The organism is Helicobacter sp. MIT 01-3238, from assembly GCF_003364135.1.
Classification (GTDB): domain Bacteria; phylum Campylobacterota; class Campylobacteria; order Campylobacterales; family Helicobacteraceae; genus Helicobacter_B.
Genome location: NZ_NXLN01000002.1, coordinates 97,119 through 117,267, shown reverse-complemented (window position 1 = coordinate 117,267; position 20,149 = coordinate 97,119). Strand labels below are relative to the sequence as shown.

Below are 20,149 nucleotides of genomic sequence, written 5' to 3'. Positions count from 1 at the left end.
ATAAAAAAACTAATATAAATTCATAATTTTGTCCTTTTTGAGAATAAAAAATAGCCACAAAAAATGCAAAAGTATCAGTAAATAGGCTTTTGTGCGATATTTTAGGGATTGTGCTTCGTTAAGAAACATTTGCCTAGTATCCTTAAATAATATCGGGCTATGTAGTGCTTTGTTTTGTCGCATTTCACGCTACTTATTTTAAGACTTTTCCAAAATCCTATCAATTTTGCTAAAAACTTATCTAAAAAATAAGAGAATGTATCTTTTTAGATATTTTTTTGCGCTACAATAGCGATTTTACCTTAAAAATTTACTATCCAAATAAGGAGAGCAAATGCTATACAAAAATCAAAAACACACAAAACAAGAATACCAACAATATAAGCCAAATAAGCCTGCTTCTTTGGTATTGTCTTTGGAGTTTCTACTAGGAATGCCTGCTACATTGTGCAAAGCTATATTTGTAGGGCTTTTTGGAATGGCTGTGATATTTGGCACGACAGGTTGCGCACTATTCCAAAAAGACAAAGCCATAAGCGAAGACATAGCAGATGATGAAAACCAAAGTGAGTCCACAGAAGAAGATGATACAGAGCTAGATATATCAAAACTTGAGATTAAAAGCTCTGCAATACCACTTCCTAGTGGCAAACGACTAGCAGATTCTCGTCAAATAGCCACGGATGCAAGTGATGATGGGTATGACAACTGCCCCAACCCTAAATACTTCCCCAAAAATCTAATCGCCCTAAAAAAGCTCATAAGAGATGAAAGCATAAATCTAGGCGAGATTGATACGAGTAAAATCACAGATATGAAGCGTTTGTTTTTTGACACAGAAGAAGACGAAAACGACCCAGATACCGAATACCTTATCCCTCTTAGAAGTGAGTTTAAGGGGATTGAGTGCTGGGATGTCAGCAATGTCAAGGATATGAGCCTAATGTTTAAGGGTTTGGAGACTTTTAATGAGCCACTAAATAATTGGGATGTCAGTAGTGTAGAGGTTATGATAGCTATGTTTGCAGGAGCAGAAGCCTTTAACCAACCGCTTGATAAATGGAATGTCAGCAGAGTTCGCTCAATGAAAGGAATGTTTTATGGCACAAAGGCGTTTAATCAGCCACTTGATATGTGGAATATCCGCAATGTCAAAAATATGAATAAAATGTTTGAGAAAACTCCTGCCTATAAACAAAATTTGGACGCTTGGGGGGATAAGCTACGTCCCGATGCGATAATGAAAGATATGTTTAAAGATTCTGCCCTAGAGAAAAATCCACCAAAGTGGCTCAAAAAATAGTGTTTCTTTAATACTTTTTAGCATAGAAATATTTTGACTAGAATGTCTTTTTCTAGTCAAAGCCAAGTGTAGCGATATTTTTTTTGGCTAGATTTTGTGGCATTTTTTAAGTGTTTTTTACAAGTTTTTTGATTGTGTTGCGGAAGTGATTTCACAGATACCACAACTAGCCAAAACAACATTTAGCTAGCTTTATTTGGCAAGTCTAGTATTGCTTTATCAGTTTTTTAGCCTTTTTGCCTTACCCGCGCTAGTTTTTACAAACTTCAAAAACTAAATTCTGCTTTTTATTCTAATTCGTTTTTACTTTATACTAACTTTGTTTGGCTTGCTTAAAAACCTTTCTGTGCAGATTTATCCCACATTCGCTTCACTTGTAGTTTTACTCACTTGCGCTCATCGCCTCACTTTGGGCGTGTGTGATAAGCGGGTCTATTATAGAATCAAGATTGCCTGATAGCATAATCTCCTCTAAACTATACAGCGTGAGATTTATTCTATGGTCGGTTAGGCGATTTTGCGGGTAATTATAAGTGCGGATTCGCTCGCTCCTATCGCCACTACCGACTTGCTCCTTGCGGTTTGCGCCCTCTGCCTTTGCTTTGTTTTCTAGCTCCATTTCATAGATTCGCGCTTTGAGGATTTTTAATGCCTTGTCTTTATTTTTGTGCTGGGATTTTTCATCTTGCATAGAGACTGAAATACCTGTGGGAATGTGCGTGATTCGCACCGCAGAATCGGTAGTATTGACACTTTGTCCGCCGTGTCCGCCACTGCGAAACACATCGATTTTTAAGTCATTTGGGTTGATACTCACTTCCACATCATCGACTTCGGGCATTATGGCGATTGTTACGGCAGAAGTGTGAATGCGCCCTTGTGATTCGGTCTCTGGGACGCGCTGCACGCGGTGTGTGCCACCTTCATACTTTAAGCGAGAATACACGCCCTCACCCTTGATAAGCGCGATGATTTCTTTATATCCTCCCACGCTATTTTCGCTTGAGCTTATGATTTCGACTTTCCATTTACGCAAATCCGCATAGCGACAATACGCCTTGAATAAATCCCCCACGAAGATTCCCGCCTCATCGCCTCCTGTGCCTGCGCGGATTTCTAAAAATACATTTTTATTGCCATTTGGGTCTTTAGGGATTAGTAAAATCTTTATTTCGTCCTCTAACTTAGCTTTTGTCGCTTCTAGGCTTTTTAGCTCCTCTTTTGCAAGTTCGCCCAGCTCTTTGTCATCTAGCAGGGCTTTGCTATGCGTGATAGAATCTAGCGTAGAAATGTATTGTTTGGCTTTTTGAGTGATTTCCTCTATGGAGGATTGCTCTTTGCTAAGTTCGGTTAGTAGTTTGACATCGCTTAGGCTTGCAGAATCAGCTAGTTTTGAGCTTATTTCCTCGTAGCGAGAAATGATTGGCTTTAGCTTATCAAGTAGCATTTCTAAGATTTGCTCTTTTGGATTTTGTGCTAGATTCTGCGTGCTACGGAAGTAGATGAAGTATTACAAGATTTGTGAAGTTACGCACTTAGCTTTTTTAGTGCGCTATTTAGTCTGCTTACCTTTCTAGCGGCAGTATTTTTTTTCAAAATGCCCTTAGAGACAAATTTATGCAACTCTTTGTTTGCGATTTTGAATGCTTCTTGGGCTTTTGTCGCGTCTTTGCTTTCTATGCTTTCTCGCACGGATTTTATGATATTTTTGATTCTAGTGCGATAGTAGCGATTGCGGAGCGTGCGCGTTTGTGTTTGTCTTATTCGTTTTTCTGCGGATTTATGGTTTGCCATAAGATTGTCCTTTTGGGAAAATTTAAACTGCGCATTTTACAGCAGTTTTGATTAAAATGAGTTTAATTGCCCCAAAAACATTACAAAAATAGTTGCAAAAATAGTGTAAGATTCTAGTTTACAAACAAAAAGCAAGCCTAAAAAAGCAAGTGAAAATAGTGAAAATAGGGGAAGCGCAAAATCGCATAAAAAATTCTTTAGGAGTTTTTAGACAAATGACAAAATCCACAAAATCACAAAAACAAGCCCTCAAAAAAGTATTTGGCACAGATGGCGTTCGTGGCGAAGCAGGAGGGGTTATTACGCCTAGTTTATGCTTGCGTCTTGGCATAGCAGCGGGGCTATATTTTCACAACACACAAGACTCCAAAATCCCCTCAACCAATAAAATCTTAGTTGGCAAAGACACGCGGCGAAGCGGATATATGATAGAAAATGCCCTAGTTAGCGCACTTACAAGCGTGGGCTATGATGTCATACAAGTAGGACCTATGCCAACCCCTGCGATTGCGTTTCTCACTGCTGATATGCGCTGTGATGCTGGGATAATGATTTCTGCAAGCCACAATCCCTATGAGGACAATGGCATAAAGTTTTTTGACAGATTTGGGCACAAACTAGATGAGAGGGCAGAATCTCACATTGAGGAGATTTTCCACTCGCCCACACTTTTTGACAATGCCTACAAAAAAGGCAAGTCTATCGGTAGCTCAAAGCGCATAGATGATGTCATCGGGCGATATATCGTGCATATCAAAAATTCTTTCCCAAAAGAGCTTACCCTGCAAGGACTTAGAATCGTGCTAGATTGTGCAAATGGCGCGGCATACAAAGTCGCCCCCACAATCTTTCGCGAACTAGGTGCAGATGTAATCGTTCTAAATAATGAGCCAAATGGGTTCAACATAAACGAGCAGTGCGGGGCTATGCACCCTCAAAACCTCGCAAAAGCGGTGCTAAAATATCGAGGGGATATAGGATTTGGACTTGATGGCGATGCAGATAGGCTTGTAGTCGTAGATGACAAAGGTGGCATAGTCGATGGGGACAACCTCATAGGTGCGCTTGCTGTATATTTGCATTCTATAAATGAGCTAGAGAATTCCATAGTCATAGCCACACAGATGAGCAACCTTGCCTTAGAAGAATACCTACAATCCCAAAATATCTCGCTTAAGCGGTGTGGGGTAGGGGATAAGTATGTGTTTGATGCGATGAAAAAGCATAGCACAAACTTTGGTGGCGAGCAAAGCGGGCATATCATCTTTAGTGATTATTCCACCACAGGAGATGGCGTCCTAAGCGCGATACAGGTAATGGCACTTATCTTGCGCAAAAAGGCAAAATCCCACAAAGCCCTGCGTCCATTTGAGCTATACCCACAAAAACTGCTAAATATCAAAGTAACTTCAAAGCCACCACTAGAATCATTAAACGGCTATAAACAATTATGTGAGAAAATCACAAAAGCACATTTGCGCCCGCTTATCCGCTACTCTGGCACAGAAAACAAGCTAAGGATTCTCTTGGAGGGCAAGCAAATGAGTGTGATTGAAGAGATGAGCGCAGAGATAGAGACATTTTTCAAAGGAGCGTTAGGGTGAAAATCTCACAAAATACGACATTTTTTTCATATCTCCCACCCAAATCACCCAAAAAAGCTCCCCATTCCACTGCAAAAAGCAAAATCTATGGCTTCATAAAACTTACCCTTGTCATCATAGCTGTGATTGCTTGCGACCAATATGTAAAAAGCATTATTTTAGATGGATTTCGCTGGAGTAGCGAGATGATTTCTATCGTGCTTGTGTATAATGACGGCGTAGCTTTCTCTATGCTAGCAAGTCTAGGCGAATATCTCAAATGGCTTCAAATGGGATTTTTGCTAGCGATTTTTGCATACTTGCTTTTCAACAATGACGCGATGAAGCGGTATTTTTTGGGTATAGGGCTTATACTAGGAGGTGGGGTTTCTAATGTCATTGATAGATTTATACACGGCGCGGTAGTGGATTTTGTGCATTGGCATTATTGGTTTGAGTTTGCGATATTTAATGTCGCTGATGTGTGTATCGACATAGGCGTGGCTATACTTATGATTCAATGGCTATGGCTAGATAAAAAACACGCTAGCAAAAGCCAAGAAGTCCTAAAATAAATTTTTTGATTACTTTGTAACCCAAAATTAAGCCAAACAACCTTATAATAATGCCTTGAAAATGTGTCAATCACAAGTATTGCGCCTGAATAACTCGTGTTTCTTTTTTGGTGAGTCCGTTAATCGAAGTATTTTAGGCTTTGGTAGCGGTTTTTGTGTGTCGGTATTCGCGTTTGAAGCCTTTAAGTAGGCGAGTGTCTGCCGCCTAAGAGAATCCTCCAGCCTTATTTGTAGCTTGTAAGAGTGGGCTGCGCAAAGTTTAAGTAGCGGTTATTTGGGTGCTTCATCATACAAAATCTTAAAAAGGCTAATAATGTCAAGCAACCCCCCTAGCACTTCGCAATCCTATTCCACGCAATCCTATTCCACTTCCCAAAACATCACAAACAAAAAATCCATACTCATAGTCGGCAATGGTGGCAGAGAATACGCTCTAGGCGAGCATTTGCGAAGTGATAAGCGGGTAGGAGAAATCTACTTTGCCACAGGCAATGCAGGCACAAAAACGCTAGGGCAAAATGTAGAGCTAAAAAGCAATGAGGAAATCACTACCTTTTGCAAAGAGAAGCAAATCGATTGGGTGATTATCGGTGGGGAGAGCGCACTAGTGGCAGGGCTAAGCGATGAGCTAGCAAAAGAGGGCATAAAGGCTTTTGGACCTAGCAAAGATGCCGCAAAGCTAGAGGGTTCAAAAGCGTTTATGAAAGATTTTTTATGTGAGTTTAAAATCCCAACTGCGAAATATATCCAAACAGACAATCCACAAAAAGCCCTAGATTTTGCACGCACGCTTACCCCACCTATCGTAGTCAAAGCTAGCGGACTATGCGCGGGCAAAGGCGTAATCATCACCCAAACTTATGATGAAGCCAAGCAAAGTATAGAGTCAATGCTAAGTGGGAAAAGCTTTGGGGAAGCGGGCTTGCGTATCGTGGTGGAGGAGTATCTAGCAGGCTATGAGCTATCCGTCTTTGCAATCTGTGATGGAGAGGACTTCATCACTTTGCCTGCTTGCCAAGACCACAAGCAGCTTTATGACGGAGATAAAGGACCAAATACAGGTGGTATGGGTGCATACACACCAACACCACTTTGTGATAAAGCCCTAATGCAAAAAATAGAATCTAGGATTTTTGCACCTACGCTAGAGGGAATGAAAAAAAGAGGCACGCCTTTTTGTGGGGTGCTTTTCGCAGGAATAATGGTGGTAGAAAAAGAGGGCGAGTTAGAGCCATATCTACTAGAATTTAATGTCCGCTTTGGCGACCCAGAATGCGAAGTGCTTATGCCACTTTTGCAAACGCCTTTGCTTGATATTTGCGAAGCTGTGAAAAACAAAAGCCTAAAAAACCTTCAAGTAGCATTTAGTGATAAGCACTGCGTAGCAGTAGTGCTTGCAAGTCATAACTATCCCTTTGGTAGTAGCACTCCTCATACTATCAAAATCACTCCTTATGATAAAAATCTAGGGCGAGTGCATTATGCAGGAGTGAGTGAGAGTAGCGAGGATAGGGAGCATTCTATGCTAGCAAGTGGTGGGAGAGTAGCCCTAGCAGTTGGCATAGCAGATAGTTTGCCAAAAGCCAAAGCAAACGCCTACACAATCGCAAAGTCCATACAATTTGAGGGCGCAATATATCGCAAAGACATCGCAGATAAAGCAATCAAGCCTTAGGCAACAAACTTCGCCCAAAAATGCCAAAAAAATGCAAAAACCCTAAAATCTAGCAAAATCTAACCACAAAATCCAAACCATAGCCAAAACAAAAGGAAGCCAAAAATGAGCGATGAGCAAATCCAAGAAATCCTTGATAGAGAGGACATACAGCTAGCAGACATTGATAAGCGATTCATTGCTTTTGTGCTAGATAGCTTGATAGTAAGTGTGGTGGTTTGCTTGCTAAATTTTGGTGCGCTAGAGAGTATCAACAAAAGCCTCCAAGAGAGCAACGCAGAGCAAATCATAAACACTATGAGACCAATGCTATTACAACTGTTTGTGATAGATATGATTTATCAGTGGATTTTCGTGGCGTGGTATGGCGCAAGTGTAGGCAAGATAGTCTGCAAAATCGAAGTGGTAAGTATAGATTTGCTTGATTCACCCTCTGTGCTAAAGTCGCTACTTCGTGCGTTTTTGCGTGAGATTTCACAGCTTGTGTATTATATCCCTTTTATATTTGCGCTAAGCGATAGCTTCAAGCGCACGCTATATGATAGACTTTGCCAAAGTATCGTTATCCAAAAAAAGCAATAGGGATTTTGCGTGGCTAGATTTTGGTGCGGACTTTGGGGGGGATTTTATCACGGATTTTTAAGCCTAATTTGCGCTAGATTTTTCAAAGCCTTTCGCGCTAGATTTTGGATTTTGTTTGTTTGTGTGCTGCTTGCTGGAGTTTGCTTTTCAAATGAGTTTGGCACAAATATGAGAGATTTTAATCTCGATGATGATAGCCTAGCACAAACTTTCAAATCCCAAAGAAAAGCACAAGGCAAAATAAAAGATAGCAAAACTCTCGCCCAAGATTTTGCCCAAACCCCGCAAGAAGCGCAGCCTACCCAAGCCGCACAATCCCAAAATCCACAAGCCGCCCCCCAAGCCACCAAAAATATCCCACCAAATCTCCCTCTATCCTCTGCCTCTAAAACCGCAGCCGCAGAGTATGACAAAGACAATCAGCGGATTTTTGAGCTACTAGCCGATGAGGTAAAAAGCGAAAATAATGTCATACACGCTATCCACAATGCCATAATGATAAATCCTGAATTATACACCATAGCCGATGTCATCAAATACGACATAGAAAACAAAAAAGTCTATGCAGAGGGGGAAGTGAGAATCTATCGGGGTGGCACTTTGCTTGTGCGCACTCATTCTGCTAGCTTTGAGCTAGATGAGCACTATGGGATTTTAGAGCCACTATATTTGCAAGACACCACTAGCGGAATGTGGGTAAACGCCATATCTGGTAGTTCCAAAAAAGGCGTATATGGCTTCAAAAAAGCCATAATCTCGGGCTGTCAAGTCCAAAGCCCGATATGGCGAATGGAAGCTAGCTCTGGCTCATATAATGCCGAAAAACAGCGCGTATCTTTGTGGAATCCTCGCGTTTATATTGGCGATGTGCCGATTTTTTATTTCCCCTACTTTACCATAGATACAAACCTAAACCGCAAAAGCGGATTTTTGTTTCCATACTTTTTGTCATCAAATACAGAGGGGTTTATCTACGCACAGCCCTACTTCGTGCCTATAAAGTCGTGGTTTGATATGACTTTCACGCCACAAGTGCGCACTTCTCGCGGCGCGGGCGGACACTTTGAGATGAGGCTAGTAGATAGTGCAAATGATAGGACTATGGCAGAAGTGGGCTATCTTTATAATTTCGATTCTTACAAAGAAAGATACAACATAAAAAACAGAGAAGTTTATGGCTTTAGATTTTATCATCTAGGCAAGCAGCCACTCCAAAAATATTTTCGCCTAAAAAACGAGCTAGATAATGGAATCTATGTCAATATGGTGCATATGAATGATTTGGACTACTACCGTCTAGATAAGGCAAATAAGCGAATCTATGACGCCACTTACGCTTCTAAGGCAAATTTCTACCTCCAAACAGATAATCACTACTTTGGGCTAAATATCAAATATTTCCTAAACCTAGCCAAGCTAAGCAACTCCACCACCTTACAATCCGTGCCAAACCTCCAATACCACAAATACACAAACTCTCTTTTTTGGAAGTCTTTGCTCTACTCCATAGACTATCAGATGAAAAACACTATCCGCACGCGTGGCTATGGCTATATTGAAAATGCCGTGAAAATCCCTGTGGGCTTGCAGTTTTCACTTTTCAAAAAATACCTCTCTATTGGACTTTGGAATGAATTTTATGCAGAAAATCTAAATATCCACTCCGCTCAAAATAGCTATGTAGGAGGTGTCATCACAAGCGAGGCTCAAAGCCAAAATCTCCCAAATCAACTAAAATACGGCAATATCTTTTCGGCTAATTATTCCCTGTCGCTAAACACGGATTTATCACGCAGTTTTGACAAAATATTTCACTCTATCCAATTTGAAGCCCTATTTAGCGGACCATATCCTTATGTTTCTTATACAGATGGGCTTTTTGATAGGCAAGCAGGACCATACTTTGCCTCCTTGCGTGCGCGTGGGTTAAGCAATCGCAACAGCGCAACACTATCAAGCAATGCAGAATTTGCCAATACTTATCCATTTATGGTAAATGGCGAGTGGAAATACTATGATGACATTTGGGACCCAAGCGGTATAAGTGCGTATTCTATCCTAGCAAACACGCTAGATTTGAAGCTAAGCCAATACTTCATAACCAATAATGGCAATCTTATTTTTGATTGGAAAATCTTTCAGAGGCTAAATTTTGACGCTGATAGCAATGGCATAATAAAAGACATAAACGACCCAAGACAAATCGCTAGACGCCCGCTAGAAAATCGCTTCACCTACTCGCCACTAGATGGGCTAAATCTCTCCACAAGCTTTTTTTACTCTTTTTATTATGGCTCGCTAAATGAAATCTCTGCTAGCATTAGCTACAATGTCGGCACATTTAGTTCGCTACTTTCTTACTACTACAAAGACGGCGGGGCAAATCGTGGGTTTGATTTGACTTCAAATACATTCACTACCAATACCCACGCTCACTATATGCGCGGAGTTTTATCAAAAGATTTTGGGGTTTTTGCGCTATCTATGCAGGCAGGATATGACATTAGCAGAGATGCTTTTCTTGATTGGGATATAGGGATTTATAAAAATGTGCGTTGTTTTGGGATTGGGCTAAAGTTTATAAACCGCAGGCGTCCTATCCTCACAAACAACGATGATAATCCGTTTTTTATACAAAGTGATTATTTCGTGCGCGTAGTGTTTAATTTCGTCCCCTTAGGTGGCACGGGACTTTCTATGAGATTTTGATAGATTTTGATATGGGGAGTTGATAGAGGTTTTGGGCATAGATTTGGCAAGTTTGCTTTTTATGAGATATACTTGCTTATAAGATTTAGCCCCCTTTTTGCTCAAAATTTATTTAGAGATTTTTAAGATTTAAGGAGAGAGTATGCCAAGCAAAATCGCTCAAAAGCACGCCAAATCAAGCATAAAATCCGCACCAAAGCCCACACCGAAAGATATAAACTCTAGCGATTTAGACAAAGACTTTGCTAGCACGCAATCTAGCCTAGAATCAAAAAATCCCACAAGCACCCAAAGTCTTTCAAGTGCCCAAAAGCCCTCCCCTGCCAAAACCACAAAACCACCCAAACCCCAAGATACCCCACGAAGCACAAAATCCACCATACAAACCCTAAACCAAATGAGTGCAAAATCATTTGCCCAAAACTTACCACAAAATCTATCCCAAAATCTATCTAATGAGACGCGCGATACAAGCCCACACGGACTAACAAATCTAGCAGCCAAACTTTTTGCAAACAGAGAAGACGCATTTGACAAACTCTATGATATGTTTGTCAATCAGCATATTGACTCTAGCCAAAATATTATTCTATCTACGAGCTTTGATGGGCTATTTTTCGCGCACAATCTTGCACATAAGCTAAACTCCAAGCTAGATTTGCTTTTTAGCGCGCCTATATTTGCGCCGATGAATGATGAGTGCGAGATAGCAAGTGTGAGTGAAAATATGGATATTGTGCTAAATGAAGAGCTTATTGATAGCTTTGATATTACGCTTGATTATGTCTATGGAGAGGCTAGACGCACCTATGATGAAGTATTGCTTCCTAGAATCTATAAATTCCGCAAAGGCGCGACACTAAGCGATTTGTCCCAAAAAGATGTATTTCTCATCGACCAAGGAGTAGAGAGTGGAATCACAATGAGCCTAGCGATAAAAACTTGTATCCAAAAAAAAGCAAAAAGCATATTCGTCCTAGCCCCTGTAATCGCACGCGATGTCGCCGAGCTACTAAAATCCCAAAGTGATATGCTTATCTGCGTGGCAAGCATAGATTATTTTGTCAGCACCGAGCATTATTACAAAGAGCTAAAAAGCCTAAGCGAAGAAGAAGTGCTAAAAATAATGAGCGCACATACAAAAGCAGACAAAGCAGAAAAAAGCAAAGAATCTATTTAGATTTTTTCTTAGATTCTCTTGCGCAAGTGGGCTTGGTGCTAAGATTTTTTGGCTACTTAGATTCCCTACTACAAAATTCCTTTCATCACTACTACCACTACAAATGCTAGCACAAAAAGCGAGAGATAATACAGCATTTCAAACGCGGTGTTTTCAAACACGATGAAATCTCTTTGCTCCTCTTTTGGGCGTTGAAATTTTTGATAGATTCTGCTTGGTAGATACACAAAAGTGCCATACACAAAAAGAGGTAGCCACAGCAGCAGTCCAAACAACGCTACCATTCCGCCAAAGCCCACTTCATCAGCTCCATTTATCACGCGAAACACAACACTAGCGATAGTTATCACCGCTACCAAAGCGATTGCATAGATTTTGTAAAACTTGACTAATTTTTCCATTTTTACTCCTTGTCTTACTTCTTACACACGCATAGGGCTTTTAAGCTCTTGTATGAGTTAGAAGCTATACTCCACATACCCGCGAAATATCGTATAGCTACCACTTGGACCAAATCTCGTTGGCATCACACGATTATTTCTAACATTTACCGAGCTATTTACCCCCACCGCGCTCGCTCCTAGCAATACACTTTTGATAGGACGAAAATCCACTCTCGCTTCCCAATTTAACACCGTTTCACTACTAGATATGATACTTGTGCGAAACGCTCCATACAAGCTCACATATCGCCATAGATTTACCGAAGCAAAGGCATAAGGCGTGGTGGAGTTATAATAAAAAATCCCATCCGCCCTCTCAAAAGGCGTATTTTGCCCAAAGCTATCAATATATATCGCCCCACGATTTGGTGTGTTTATGATTCCCACGCCTGCAGTCAAAAAGCTCTGCCAATCCTGTCCAGCTGCTACAAATCTCCCCCAATCAATCTGTGCTTCTCCCCAAATAACTCCCCCGCCACCTCCGCTTGTAGAGCTTGCTTGCTTACCTACACCCACATAGGAAGCGAGGTGGATAAGTGCGCGGAAAAATAGCTTTTGGTTGATAGGCAAGTCTAGCTTCGTCTTTAGCCCCGGTGCGACAAAAAAATCTGGCACCATATACAGATATGGACTAAGCACAAGTGCAGCTTGGGGGATAGCAAAATCTGCACGCAGATTAAATGCACCACCGCTAAAGCTACCTACTTTTCCACTTTGATAATCGCCAAAGACTTGATAATTTTGCGCGAAATAATTAGTAAAAAACGCATTTCTCAAAGCCCAAGTAAAATTTAGTGATAGATTTCGCACCCTATCATAGCTAGCACTTAAGCCCTCTGTGTAGTTGGTTATCCACTCCTCATCGGTTTTAAACCGCCCGATGATTCCACCAAATCTCTCATACTCATTATAAAAATCCGCATAGATTTGAGGCACTTCAAAGTAAGTCTGTGAGCGCGTGAAATCCCCCCCATTTGCCTCATATAGCTTAGGCACTATCCACATTTCCGCGCCAAACTTATAGCCCATAAATCGCCTTGTCTCATATCCTAGACTTAGGTTTATGTCGCCATAAGTGGAGTAGGGATTAGCACCGATAGACTGCTGAAAAAGCAATCCTGCGTGCCCATAGATAAGCCCACGCTTAAACCCATCTGCAAACGAACTCGCAGGGGCATTATCAATACGCACCTCACCCGCTCCAAACAGCACAGCTAGCGCACCTGCCCATATCGCTAAAAGTCTCTTTAGCCTCATTTGGTATGATTCCTTTGAAAGTGTCTTTATGCACTTTTGCTAGCAAAAACAATACCACAATTTGCTTATATGATTTTATGCCTTACTTAAAAATCAAAATCCCCACGCACCACACTATGACTAGCTATCGCACTAAGTATTCACACTAAATGCTTATGATACTAAAAGCCTACACTTCCTAGCTCCCAAATCGGCAGGAAAATTCCAAATGCTAGCCACGCAACAAGAAGTGCTATGATGATAGTAGAAAATGGCTCAATATAGGCTAAAATCTTTGCACTTAGCTGCTCATATCTGTTTTTATAGTATTTTGTGCATAGATTTAGCATTTTTGCTAGCTCGCCACTTTGCTGGGCTATACTCAAAAAATGCTTGATATTTGATTCTATATGCGGGCAGGGGCTAAATGCTTCATAGATATTTTTGCCATTTTTTACGCGAGTGAGTGCTAGGCTTAGCTCGTGTTTTAGGTGTGGATTTTGGATAGCATTTGGTGCGACTTTTAGCGTGGTATCAAAATCCACCCCCGCTTCATACAAATGCAAAAAACTCAAAAAATATACCCACAAATCCCTATATAGCACGATTTTACCTATAAGCGGTGCATCTAATATGTAGCGATGAAGGGCAAAATAAATATGATTTTTTGCCCTCATTCCTTGCGCCACAAACGCCGTAGCCAAGCACACAAAAAGTAGCATATACACACCAAAATCCTGCAAAATCTGCGAAGCAAAAATAAGGCTTTTGGAGCTAAAAGGTAGCTCCACACCAAAAGACAAAAACAGCTCGCTAAATTCTGGGATAACAAAATACGCGATAAAAACAAATGCCAAAATCGTGCTTAAAAGAACAAACGCGGGGTAAAAAAGAGCTTTTGTAAGATTTTGCCTTGTGGTTGCTATATGGTGGAAATACTCACTCAAAATCTGCAAAATAGATGGAAGTTTGCCACCTTTTATCCCTGCTTGCAGAAGTGCCACTCCCATAGGCGTAAAGATTTTTTCAAACGGAGAAATCGCCTCACTCAAAGATTCTCCATTTTGCAAAGAAAGCAAAATCTTTCTATACATTTGTGCTAGAGTAGGACTAGGTGTAGTAGCACTTAGGCTCAAAAACGCATCTTGCAAAGGCAGGGCAGACTCTAGCATAATACTTAGTAATGCCAAGTCTTGCGATATGCTAAGCGGGCTTATAGGGCGAGTAAAAAGATTTGCAAAACTTTGATTGCTTATACCATTTGCACCCTTTGCACCACTTGACGCAAATGGGCGAAACACCAACAAAACCTCTGCAAAAACATTCCTCCAAAAATCCACACCAAAGCCCACAATCCTCCCCACAAATGAGCTAGCAAAAAATCCACTATAAGGACACTCTACTATGCTTAGTGGATATATGCCTTTATTTACGGCTTTTTGCATAGCTATATCGCTAGATGAGCCACGCAAAAATATAGTGATTTTTTGGCTTCCTTTTAGTCCCTCTACCCTAAATCGCACAGCCAATCCAAAATCCAAATAATCAAAGCAAAATCTACCTAAAAAGTTTTTTAAGCGTGTTGCCGATTTCTTTTTTTGTCCCCTCATCTATGTGCTTATCAAGCGTTTTTTCTAGCTCTTTGCCCACGCTTTTTTGCACTTCATTGCCAAGTCTAGATTTTAGCAGTTCACCCAAGTCTAGCTCGACTTTGGGGGAAGTGAGATTCCCACTTAGCTTTATGCCTAGCGTGTCTTTTTTTAGCGTGGTTTTTAGCTTGGCATTTATCGTGCTTTTTTCCAAATCCGTTATGATATTTTGACCACTTAGGCTAAAATCGCCGCTTTGCATATTTAGCGCGGAGTTTAGCACCATTTTGTTTATATCACTATTTAGACTTATGTTGTTAAACACTAGTCCTGTGGCGTCAAATTTGGCATATTGCTTGAGTGCGTCTGTTAGTTGATTTTTCAAAAATCTACCATTATCAAGCCTAGCTTTTAGCGTGCCTTTTTCACTCGCAGTGTTATACACCAAGTCGCCATTTACCTTAGAGCTAAACACCTTTTGGATTTGAGCCATACTTAGCACAGAGTCCAAATCCACCTCTTTTATCTTTGCATTGAAATTATCGCCATTTAGCTCCGCATCGACATTTCCGCCAAGACTTTTGGTATGAAAAGTCGCTTTTAGATTTTCACTTAGAGCAAAATCCCCATTCGCTTCAAATTTCCCCACAAGCTCGATTTTGGTCGCAAATTTTAGCTTTTTTAAATCTGGCAAAATCGCGTTATATGGCGAGGAATAAATTCCTTTATGCAAGTCAATAGCGATATTTGGCACATTTAGCCTTGCTAGATTTGAGTCAAAGATAAGATTTGCATTGCCCACACCTTTGTCTAGTTTGGCATTTAGATTCGCACTAAAAGGTGTATTTGGCATATCTAAGTCAAATTCTTTTTTGATTACAGGATTTGAGGTTACGCCCTTTAGGGAGAAGTTTGCTTGCGTGCTTATGCCTTTGTCAAAATCCCACGCTTCAGCCTTGCCACCCACGCTAGCAGAAATGTATTGGGGTTGATATATCATATAAAGTAGTTTTTCTATGCGCAAATTTTGTGTATCAAACTTTACTTTTGCAAGCGCAGATTTGACAATGCTTGCGCTATAAGTGCTAGCAGAATCAGCTATATCAGTTTTGCCTGCAATAAGTATGTTTTCTAGCCCTCCCTCTATGCTTCCCTCTGTGCGAAGTGCACCACGCACTTTCATTCCTAGCAATGGCGTAAACGCGCTAATATCGCTTAAAACTATGCTATACACGCCCTTTGTGTCAAATGATTCTATGTTTGAAGTCGAGCTAAGCTTGATTTTGCCCACATTTGAGTCAAATACAAAATCTTGCTTAATGTCTTTTTTGTCAAATATGCTTTCTTGGTGTATGGTAAATGTGGTTTTTGGGACTTGGATACCAAAATCTTTAGCGATAAGTCGTTGGCTAAAATCCCCCTGCTTTATCTCTAAGATATTTTTCCCGCTAAATTCCATATTTTCGTTGCCTACTATGTCCGCATCAAGGCTTAGCACACCCTCAACATAAGGCTTTTGCCCTATCATTGCTAGCACTTCTGCTAGCTCTAGGTGGGCTATGTCAGCATAGATTTTTAGTGGATTTAGATTTTGGAGCTCTACTTTTATGTCGGTTTTGGATTTGGCGATATTGCTATGCGCTTGCGCACTTAGCGCACCAAATACCTTGCCTTTTGCACTTGCTTCAAGCACAAAAGCACCACTTAGAGGCATTCCAGCCACTTCATCAAATAGCGAAATATCACTAGCATTCACATTTAGCGTAGTGTCAATATTTAGCGTGAAAAGATTATAATCCCCCTTTAGCGCAATCTCTAGCTTTGGCTCATTTTTGATTACAATCTCTAGCCCTGTAAGCCCCACGCTAAAGGTGCTAAGTGTGAGTGGCACGGGCGAGTATTTGTCTATTTGGGATTGCACCACAGGCTTAAAGATAAAATTGCCAATAGGGCTAAACACTAGCACATACACAAGTAGCAATAGCCCCACTATGATACCTGCAGACCATTTCAAAATACGCAACGCCATTTTGTTCTCCTTACAAACTTTGGATTACTTGGATTTAGGGAAGTTTTTGCAAGATGATTTTGCAAAAATTAGCCCTAATTATAATTTGTCTAAGGTTACAAAATGCTTATAAACAATGCTTTAGATGATAAAACACCTTGATTAGCAATTCCTAGCTAGAAAAACCAAAATTCACACACAACAATAAAAACGCTAGAATTTATACCCCACTTGTAGCCAAAACTGCCTCCCCACCTCATAGACTGCCACAGCATTTGAGGAAGCAAAAGCCCCACTTGAAGTGCTACCATTATAAGCAGTATTTGCAATGGTTGATTTGATTTTGCTATTTAGGACATTATAAATATCTACATTCATATACAGTGTTTGTCCCTTATACATATCTAGCTCAAACCCCAATCTCATATCCCAGCTAAAAGCATTTGGAAAGCGCATTTTTCCATATTGAGAGCCAGAAAAGCTAGAATCATAGCGTGGGTCAGTCCTTGTGAGTATCACCATTCTGTCATAGCCCGCACGAAATCTAAAAAAGTTATTCCACACCCACTTTGTTTTGGCGATTTTAAAAGCGTGTGTGGTATCAAGTCGCAGGGTAAAAGGACGCGCCCAATTTTCCACAGGTCTATTGCGATAGTTGATAATCTCTCCATTGTATTTGATAAGTGTGTCATTGTAGTAGGCTTCATCTGCGCTTAGCAGGTTGTAAGTGCGACTTGTGCGAGTGTAGTCAAAGGCAAAAAGATAGTTATGTGCCACACCATAAGTCAATATAGGTTTTATGTTTTTTATGATTAGGCTAAAGATATGGCTTTGGCTACTGCCATCATTTGTCCAAATCGTGTAATTATTTGAGTAGCCCTCTAAGCTTGGCAAACCATTGCTATTTGTCCTAGAGCGGCGCATTATCTCATCTCTACCTTGCCTATAAATGTATTTAAACGCGATTTGAGCGTAGCTTAGATTTTGGCTTATTGCGCCCATTAGCTCATCATCATAAGGGACTTTTAGTTTGTTAAATTTGTAGGTAGAATTATTTGTTGTGCTAGATTCTACAAATGCCTGATTTGAGGAAGTCCTTGTGTAGTTTTTTCGCAAGTTTTGTTCATTGTCATAAAGCCTATATGAAAAAAGATTGCGCCCATAGTAGCGATTTGCCCCAAAAGTGAGAGTGGTTTGGTAGGCTTTTGCAATTGGCGTTATATATCCTAGTGAAAATCTAGGAGCAATCGTATGCTTACTCATATAGTCATCGCCATCAAGCCTCACACCGATTCTAGCATTTAGCTCGCCTATTTTCACCCGCTCAAAGTTCAAATCTAGCTTCATATCATCTTCTGCAAAAACCCCATAAGACACGGAATCTAGGCTTGTTTTGCCTGCTTGATATACTTGCAGGGCATTGAAGTATTGCCCACTCCATTTTGCATTTGCTTGTGTCGTCCCTGTGGTAAATGTATCGCCAACCGAGCAAAAATCCTGTCCTATTCCAAATTGGTCTTTATAGCAGGTGCTTCCATTTGTATTTCGTGGTAGCCCAGAAGTGAAATACACATCTTCTAGCCGATTTCTTTGCACCTTTTGGTAATTGATTTCTGTGCCTATGCGAAATACATTATCAAAGATTCCCCACGACAAAGGATTGAAAGTGAAATCACTCTTTAGCGTAAGTGTATCTTGCAGTGTATCCAAATCGCCATATCCCCCCTCAATAGCCCTACCTGAATTGCCTGTGGTGGCATTTGTATAAGCCCAATTATGAATACTTGAGCCATACCAGCTTATATAGTAGTTTTTATCACTTCGGCGAGAGTTTTCTATGCGTGTGTAGCCTAGCGAGTTTAGCCAAAATCCAATAGGAGTTTGCAGACTTGCCTTTAGCCCGCTTTGGATTCCGCCAGAATCCATTTGGTAGAAGCTGTCTTTGGCGTTATTTGTGAAGTAGGTGTTTGTTTGAGGCATATAGCCTAGATATGCTTCAAGGGTTAGATTCTCTGTAATATCATAGTTCATCTTAGTATAGAAATTATAGCTTTGACGCTTCTGCTGCCTTGTGCCTCCCACTTCTGTGCCTATGTATGCCGTATTTGCCGCAGTTGTTTGCGGATAGGATTTGAGCGGGATAAAGCTCTGTGTGGTATTGAAGCTAGCCACTAGCCCGACTTTGTCCGTGATATAGCCCTCTGTGCTAGCGCGGATAATATGCTTGTGAAAGTTTGGCTGATAGGCTTCACTTGCACTAGCATAGAAATACTCCTCACTTGATTTATCTAGATGATACTCTGTCAAATCACTTGAGGTAAATTGATAGCTTATATTTGCCCTCCAGCCATTTATTCCGCCCGCATTTCTGCGTGGTTTGCGCACGGTGGCTTCTATCACACCACCGCTAAATCTCCCATAAGCCGCACTGATATTGCTATCTTGCACGACAATGCCCTCTAGCAGGCTTGTATCTATGGCAAAGCCTTGATTTTGCCCACCTCGCAAGGTGTTTATGTTGTTATTTACTTCGCCGTGCGGGTCTAAGTCGTTGTTGATATTTAGTCCATCGATTTGGAAATTGTTTTGATAATAAAGCCCACCTGAAATGCTGATATTTGCAGGGTCGATTTCGCCCTGCGCGGTAGAGCGATTTTGGGCATTGTCAAATTGCACATTTGGTAGTAAGCGCAAAATCGAGCCTATATCGCCATTGCCACTTGGGTGGGTTTGTATCATTGATTTTGAGATTACCCCAGCATTGCTTTGGTATTTTGCAGTTGAGCTAGACTTCACATCGGGCGAGCCATAAGCGACTATGCGCCCCAAATCTCTCTCGGTGATAGTTTGTGAAGTGTCTTTTTGGGGTTTTTCATATTGTTTTGTAGTCTGTGTAGCTTGCGTAGTGGGGCTATCAAAATCTTGGGTAGATTCTACTAAAGCTAGCTTAGCAATATTTTTGTTTTGTTGCTTAGATTTTGTGGCATTAGAATCAATATTTTTAGATTCGCTAGAATCGCTAGAATCCACTTGCCCAGATTGTGCGTGAGCTACTCTCTCTCTCTCTCTCTCTCTCGTTATCAGCAAGCGCAATCCCATTAGCGATTTGACTAGCAAATATCCCTTGCGTAGTAAGCGCACTCATCGCACTTGCAAGCAAAAACGCTTTTTGAATACTTTTTGGCATATTTTTCATAAAAACTCCTTAAAATATTTTCGCGCCATATTTTGCACTACAAAAGATATTTTCTCATTATTCATAGCTTTTTAAGAAAATAAGATTCAAATGCAAAATAAAAATATGAAATGATAAAACAAATAAACTTAATCAAACTTTAATAAGAGAAAATATCATAACCGAAAACAAAAAATCGCCAAAAACTACCAAGCATTTTTAGACAACGATTTTTGTAAGCGCGTAAAATTTTGCCTAAAATAACTTGCCTTTTAGTTTTGCTAGTAATTTATGATT

General features: G+C 40.6%; 15 protein-coding genes. 7 read left to right on the top strand and 8 right to left on the bottom strand.

The genetic code is table 11. The features are described from left to right. Nucleotides 1-334 precede the first annotated feature (334 nt). Entirely contained in the window at nt 335-1,303 is a 969-nt protein-coding gene (locus tag CQA40_RS01395; protein WP_115519204.1) for a BspA family leucine-rich repeat surface protein, read from the top strand. Nucleotides 1,304-1,685: 382 nt separating this feature from the next. Here CQA40_RS01395 and prfA read toward each other — a convergent pair whose 3' ends face one another. Next, a complete protein-coding gene (prfA, locus tag CQA40_RS01390; RefSeq protein WP_115519203.1) occupies nt 1,686-2,750 on the bottom strand; it encodes a peptide chain release factor 1 in 1,065 nt (354 codons plus the stop codon). Nucleotides 2,751-2,830: 80 nt separating this feature from the next. After that, nucleotides 2,831-3,097 carry a 30S ribosomal protein S20 gene (rpsT, locus tag CQA40_RS01385; protein WP_115519202.1) on the bottom strand — a complete coding sequence of 89 codons (267 nt, stop codon included), beginning with the start codon at nt 3,095-3,097 and terminating at the stop codon, nt 2,831-2,833. A gap of 215 nt (nt 3,098-3,312) precedes the next feature. Here rpsT and glmM point away from each other — a divergent pair, with 215 nt between their 5' ends. The 6 genes from glmM to CQA40_RS01355 all read left to right on the top strand — a co-directional run bounded on the left by glmM (nt 3,313) and on the right by CQA40_RS01355 (nt 11,401). After that, a complete protein-coding gene (glmM, locus tag CQA40_RS01380; protein ID WP_115519221.1) occupies nt 3,313-4,701 on the top strand; it encodes a phosphoglucosamine mutase in 1,389 nt (462 codons plus the stop codon). Further along, nucleotides 4,698-5,255 carry a signal peptidase II gene (gene lspA / locus CQA40_RS01375; RefSeq protein ID WP_258864414.1) on the top strand — a complete coding sequence of 186 codons (558 nt, stop codon included), beginning with the start codon at nt 4,698-4,700 and terminating at the stop codon, nt 5,253-5,255. Before glmM ends, lspA begins: the two co-directional genes overlap by 4 nt. A 313-nt stretch (nt 5,256-5,568) precedes the next feature. Next, complete coding sequence (purD, locus tag CQA40_RS01370; RefSeq protein WP_115519201.1) at nt 5,569-6,930, top strand: phosphoribosylamine--glycine ligase; 1,362 nt, start codon at nt 5,569-5,571, stop codon at nt 6,928-6,930. A gap of 105 nt (nt 6,931-7,035) precedes the next feature. Beyond that, entirely contained in the window at nt 7,036-7,512 is a 477-nt protein-coding gene (locus tag CQA40_RS01365; protein ID WP_115519200.1) for an RDD family protein, read from the top strand. Between the two features lie 9 nt (nt 7,513-7,521). Beyond that, nucleotides 7,522-10,221 (top strand): LPS-assembly protein LptD, encoded by a 2,700-nt coding sequence (locus CQA40_RS01360; protein ID WP_115519199.1) that lies wholly within the window; start codon nt 7,522-7,524, stop codon nt 10,219-10,221. Between the two features lie 142 nt (nt 10,222-10,363). Next, entirely contained in the window at nt 10,364-11,401 is a 1,038-nt protein-coding gene (locus CQA40_RS01355) for a hypothetical protein (RefSeq protein ID WP_181882785.1), read from the top strand. Between the two features lie 68 nt (nt 11,402-11,469). On the opposite strand, the gene CQA40_RS01350 is transcribed toward CQA40_RS01355, so the two are convergent. The 6 genes from CQA40_RS01350 to CQA40_RS10950 form a co-directional block, all read right to left on the bottom strand. Beyond that, complete coding sequence (locus tag CQA40_RS01350) at nt 11,470-11,802, bottom strand: hypothetical protein (RefSeq protein ID WP_115519198.1); 333 nt, start codon at nt 11,800-11,802, stop codon at nt 11,470-11,472. 57 nt (nt 11,803-11,859) lie between these two features. Beyond that, the gene (locus CQA40_RS01345; RefSeq protein ID WP_115519197.1) at nt 11,860-13,101 is read right to left on the bottom strand and encodes an outer membrane family protein; all 1,242 of its coding nucleotides are present in this window, start codon (nt 13,099-13,101) and stop codon (nt 11,860-11,862) included. Between the two features lie 161 nt (nt 13,102-13,262). Then, nucleotides 13,263-14,690, bottom strand: a complete 1,428-nt coding sequence (locus tag CQA40_RS01340) for a type II secretion system F family protein (RefSeq protein ID WP_115519196.1) — start codon at nt 14,688-14,690, stop codon at nt 13,263-13,265. Next, nucleotides 14,638-16,698 (bottom strand): hypothetical protein, encoded by a 2,061-nt coding sequence (locus CQA40_RS01335; protein WP_115519195.1) that lies wholly within the window; start codon nt 16,696-16,698, stop codon nt 14,638-14,640. The genes CQA40_RS01340 and CQA40_RS01335 overlap by 53 nt, the downstream gene beginning before the upstream one ends. A 192-nt stretch (nt 16,699-16,890) precedes the next feature. Then, entirely contained in the window at nt 16,891-19,764 is a 2,874-nt protein-coding gene (locus CQA40_RS01330) for a Plug domain-containing protein (protein WP_258864413.1), read from the bottom strand. Then, the gene (locus CQA40_RS10950) at nt 19,697-19,873 is read right to left on the bottom strand and encodes a hypothetical protein (RefSeq protein WP_181882784.1); all 177 of its coding nucleotides are present in this window, start codon (nt 19,871-19,873) and stop codon (nt 19,697-19,699) included. The genes CQA40_RS01330 and CQA40_RS10950 overlap by 68 nt, the downstream gene beginning before the upstream one ends. Between the last annotated feature and the right edge of the window lie 276 nt (nt 19,874-20,149).